The following is a 4,846-nucleotide window of genomic DNA, read 5'->3' on the forward strand; positions in this document are numbered from 1 at the left end:
TAGTGACGAGATGGAGTGTCATATTCGATGTGAGAAGTATTAATTGTAATACCGCGCTCACGCTCTTCTGGAGCGTTATCGATTTGTGCGAAATCTTTAACTTCACCACCATATACTTTTGACAATACAGCTGAAATAGCTGCTGTAAGAGTTGTTTTACCATGGTCAACGTGACCAATTGTACCCACGTTTACGTGTGGTTTACTACGTTCAAATTTTTCTTTAGCCATGATATTGCCTCAACCCAGAGTCTTGGTAATGAAAACACATATAGAAAAAATCCGATGCATTGAATGACATCGAATCGATTAGTTTAGGAGATTAGTTTAGCATAAGACAGGACGTGCTGATTTAAAGGATTTGATTGACTTAATAACTCTGACAGAGATATTAAGCAATCAAGTCGTTCAGCAATTTGGAGCGGATGGCGGGAATCGAACCCGCGTTATCAGCTTGGAAGGCTGGAGTAATACCATTATACGACATCCGCGCAACCTGTTTAAGGCTACCTAACTACCTTTAAAAATGGTGGAGGGAGAAGGATTCGAACCTTCGAAGGCTGAGCCGTCAGATTTACAGTCTGATCCCTTTGGCCACTCGGGAACCCCTCCAGAAAAATGGTGCCGGCACCAAGAGTCGAACTCGGGACCTACTGATTACAAGTCAGTTGCTCTACCAACTGAGCTATGCCGGCTAATCATTTCGGAAACGGATATTAGGTAAATGTCGGCACAAGTGCAATAGCAAAAGCATAAAAAAGATAAAAAAAGTCTTAAATGTCGCTTTTTTAGGCTCAATTTAACAACTGCGTTCAAAAATACCTCGATTTAAACTATTGCTAAAACTATCAATGCATTTTCTATTGTTCAATATATATTGTTGGTGTACTGTGCCTGATCTAAGGAAAGGACGTTATGACATCAAATAAATTATCTCAGCAAGCACTTTATTTTTCTTTTCAGCGCCAACAATGGTCTGAATTACGTAATTCGGTGCCTTTAACACTAAGCCAAGAAGAATTAGAAAACCTTCGAGGCATGAATGAGCAACTGTCACTCGATGAAGTGACGGATATTTATTTGCCCTTAAGTCGCCTACTCAACCTGATTATCAGTGCCAAACATCAACGCAGTGAAGTGCTTGATCAGTTCTTAAGTCATAAACCGACAAAAACACCTTACATCATTAGTATCTCAGGCAGTGTTGCAGTCGGTAAGAGTACCACTGCACGTATTTTGCAAACATTATTACAACACTGGTCAGAGCACCCAAAAGTCGAATTAGTCACCACCGATGGCTTCTTATACCCGTTAGCAGAACTTAAACAACGTAATTTGCTTAAGCGCAAAGGTTTTCCTGAAAGTTACGACATGAAAATGTTGATTGATTTTATTTCCAGCATTAAAGCTGGCGATGAATCCGTATCGGCACCGTTATATTCTCATGTCAGCTACGATAGGTTAACGGATAGTGTCCAAGAAATTAATCAGCCCGATATTTTGATTATCGAAGGCCTTAATGTATTACAGACATCATTAGATCCATCACCTGATCATAAAAGTACCTTTTTGTCAGATTATGTCGACTTCTCTATCTATGTCGATGCTGAAGAGTCACTGTTAAAACACTGGTACCAGCAACGCTTTTTGAAATTCCGACAAGGGGCTTTCAGTGATCCTGAGTCGTTTTTCCATCACTATGCGACACTGTCTGATGAAGAAGCGAATGCTACGGCAGCGAATATTTGGGACACAATTAACGGCCCCAATTTACAGTCAAACATCAAACCCAGTCGTGCCCGCGCTAACCTCATTTTAAAAAAAGCCCAGAACCACCTTGTAGACCAAGTGCTTTTACGTAAATAAATACGGTTATTTGGCAGATGCCCTCAAGCTAATTTCGCCACCAATGTGTGATGTAATGTTGCCATTAATCTCCAATAAAATAGCGCCTTGTTGATCAATTCCTCGACAGATCCCCGATAGAGAATGAGGTGCCATGATCAAATCCACTTCTTTATGAATGAATAAATCATGTTTTTCCCATTGCGGTATAAAAGGCGTTAAGCCTTGTAATTCAAATAGGCGTAAATCTGATTTAAGTTGTTGATGTAAATCAATCATTAAATCAGTTTTATTTGGCATCTCCGCTAAAGCACTCAAGTCACTCCATGGTTGATCAATAGCTTCAGCATGCTTATTAGACATACTCATGTTAATGCCAAAACCGATAACTAAATTACATTCATCCAAGGAATGGCCAGACAATTCAATTAAAATGCCTGCTAATTTTTTATTATCTTTATAAATATCATTGGGCCATTTTAAGCCTAAATTTTCTACACCATATTTCTCTAAGGTTTTTACAATAGAGCAGCCAACAATTAAGCTTAAGCCCATTGCTGCATTCATACCTTGATTTAAGCGCCAAAAAATTGAAGCATAAACATGGTGCCCATAGGGAGATACCCAATTACGTCCTCGCCTCCCCCTACCTGCAGATTGATATTCAGCGATACAAATATCACCTGTTTTCAATTCATCAGCGTGTTGCAACATAAAGGCATTGGTGCTGTTAATGTCATCAAAATAAAAGCAACGATTATCTATTGCAGCCAATAGTTTTGCCTCATCAAATAATGGTAATGGGTTAGATAACTTATAGCCTTTGCCTTTAACACTGTATATATCTACGCCATAATCAAGTAACTGGCTGATGTGGTTATTTACCGCGGTGCGTGATAAACCCACTTTTTGAGCAATTTGCTCACCAGAGACATAATCACTATGATCAAGCAAAGCTAGGATCTGTTTCTTTTTAACCCAATGACCATTCATATCAGATATCTACCTCGCCTTTTGGGCCAATAATTCTTGGTTCCGGTTCTAAATTTATATTAAATTTATCGTAAACTTTATTCATCACCGCATGAGCTAATTGACAAATATCATTACCCGTTGCCCCACCGAGGTTAACGAGCACTAGTGCTTGCTTGGTATGCACGGCAGCACGGCCTACTGTAAAGCCTTTTAAATTAGCTTCATCAATTAACCAACCTGCGGCAATTTTAATCGTGCCGTCAGTTTGCGCGTAGCCGACAAGATCACTAAATTCGGTTAATAACTCAAGATACTGCTTAGCTGAAATAATCGGGTTTTTGAAGAAACTACCAACATTACCAAGTACCTTAGGATCCGGTAATTTACTTTGCCTCACATCACATACTGTTTCAAATATTATTTGTGCGCTAACACTGTCATCCTGTAAGTGTTTTAGTGGTCCATATTCAAGATTAGGCGCCCACAACTTAGGTAATCTAAATTCAACCTCGGTGATGACAGCCTTATCCTTAAGCTGGTGTTTAAAAATTGAATCTCGGTAACCAAACTGGCACTGATCTGCGTCAAGGGTTATCAACTGAGATGTCGTATAGTCATAGTATTCTACTTGAGAGCAGAAATTATCGATTTCTACACCGTAAGCACCAATATTTTGAATAGGCGCGGCGCCAACTGTGCCTGGAATTAACGCTAGATTCTCTAAGCCGTTAATGCCGTTTTCTAAACAGTATTCAACAAAATCATGCCAATTTTCACCTGCTTGAACTGATAAGATGAAATTAAACTCATCTTCAACGACCTTAATTCCTTTTGTAAGCACTTTTATAATGGTGCCATTGAAATCATCGGTAAATACCACATTACTGCCACCGCCTAAGATCAACATAGGCTTAGATTCACTGACAAGCTTAGAAACGACTGAAATCAGTTGTTTTTTTGAGTCAACTTCAACAATAGCGTCGCAACATTGTGTTAAGGCCAAGGTATTATGGGGAGCTAAACTTACAGGCATAAAGGCATAGTTCTAACGAAAAATAATGAACACTATTGTACTTAAGATATATACAAATGGCGAAATAAGTCTCTTTTGATTAATAAATTACTACATCCCGTAGGTTTTTATATCAAAACGTCTTAGCACTACTCGTGTCATATCAATATCTCTAAAAAACCTATAAAACTTTGCCTATTGAGCACCGGGAGCTTAATTTGTCTTCTATTAAAATAATATCCATAGACATATATATTGAAAGCCAGAAATGAAAAAGCCCGCTACATAATATCGGGCTTGATACTGATTAGACGCTTGTTGATGTTGATCAACAAATAAACCCTTCGTACTTTATATCTGTGTAGAGTCGCTATAAAGCCTTGCTGAATTTAGATCAGCATTAAGGTCTGCTTTGTCATGAACATTTTCCCACTCTCACCGAACAATATTATCTAGCAGGTGATGATTCAAGCTCTCATGGTTAGTACATATTTCACTTTCCCCGAAAACGGATAGAGCCCTGACTATTAAGTCAGGGCTCTATCGACTCTTTAATGAGTGATATTAGGCGCTTGGCGGTAATCTACTTTCACATAGGCATTCGCCCACACTCGCAGCTCACGCCGATATGTAGCAGTAAATGACTCAAGTAATCTGCGTTAGGATTTATTCTTCTTCCCCAAATACAAAAAAGCCCTAACTGTTAAATCAGGACTTTATCGACTCTCTTACGAGAGAAATTAGGCGCTTGCGATGTTCAGCTGCGGATAAATATTTCGCGTTTCATGTCTGTATAAAGCGTTGCTTTATACAGACATTACACCCTAGTTTCACATGGGTAATCGCTCAACCTCACCGCTCACGATATTATCTAGCAGCTGATGACTCAAGTTATCAGCATTAGGATTTATTCTTTTTGCCCCAAACGAAAAAAGCCCTAACTGTTAAGTCAGGGCTTTATCGACTCTCTTATGAGAGATATTAGGCGCTTGGCGATGACCTACTTTCACATGGG

At 39.1% G+C, this 4,846-nt stretch carries 4 protein-coding genes and 3 tRNA genes; 1 reads left to right on the plus strand and 6 read right to left on the minus strand.

Annotated elements, in window-relative coordinates; all coding sequences use genetic code 11:
- From AB4140_RS09725 to AB4140_RS09740, 4 genes are all read right to left on the minus strand, one after another.
- The coding region (locus AB4140_RS09725) for a GTP-binding protein (RefSeq protein ID WP_372000767.1) at positions 1 to 230 on the minus strand (230 nt) is incomplete at its 3' end.
- A 186-nt stretch (positions 231 to 416) separates the two neighbouring features.
- A tRNA-Gly gene (locus tag AB4140_RS09730) sits at positions 417 to 490 on the minus strand.
- A gap of 36 nt (positions 491 to 526) precedes the next feature.
- A tRNA-Tyr gene (locus AB4140_RS09735) sits at positions 527 to 611 on the minus strand.
- Between the two features lie 7 nt (positions 612 to 618).
- A tRNA-Thr gene (locus AB4140_RS09740) sits at positions 619 to 694 on the minus strand.
- 220 nt (positions 695 to 914) lie between these two features.
- Between AB4140_RS09740 and coaA the strand changes: the two genes are divergently transcribed.
- Complete coding sequence (coaA, locus tag AB4140_RS09745; RefSeq protein WP_372000769.1) at positions 915 to 1,865, plus strand: type I pantothenate kinase; 951 nt, start codon at positions 915 to 917, stop codon at positions 1,863 to 1,865.
- 6 nt (positions 1,866 to 1,871) lie between these two features.
- Here the strand turns inward: coaA and birA are convergent, their stop codons facing one another.
- Together birA and murB are read right to left on the minus strand one after the other, a co-directional pair.
- Positions 1,872 to 2,837: a bifunctional biotin--[acetyl-CoA-carboxylase] ligase/biotin operon repressor BirA gene (gene birA, locus AB4140_RS09750; protein ID WP_102436322.1), complete on the minus strand. Its 966-nt coding sequence runs from the start codon at positions 2,835 to 2,837 to the stop codon at positions 1,872 to 1,874.
- 1 nt (position 2,838) lies between these two features.
- Complete coding sequence (gene murB / locus AB4140_RS09755) at positions 2,839 to 3,852, minus strand: UDP-N-acetylmuramate dehydrogenase (RefSeq protein ID WP_102436320.1); 1,014 nt, start codon at positions 3,850 to 3,852, stop codon at positions 2,839 to 2,841.
- Positions 3,853 to 4,846: the final 994 nt, after the last annotated feature.

Source organism: Shewanella sp. 10N.286.51.B2, from assembly GCF_041469265.1.
In the GTDB taxonomy this organism is placed as follows: domain Bacteria; phylum Pseudomonadota; class Gammaproteobacteria; order Enterobacterales; family Shewanellaceae; genus Shewanella.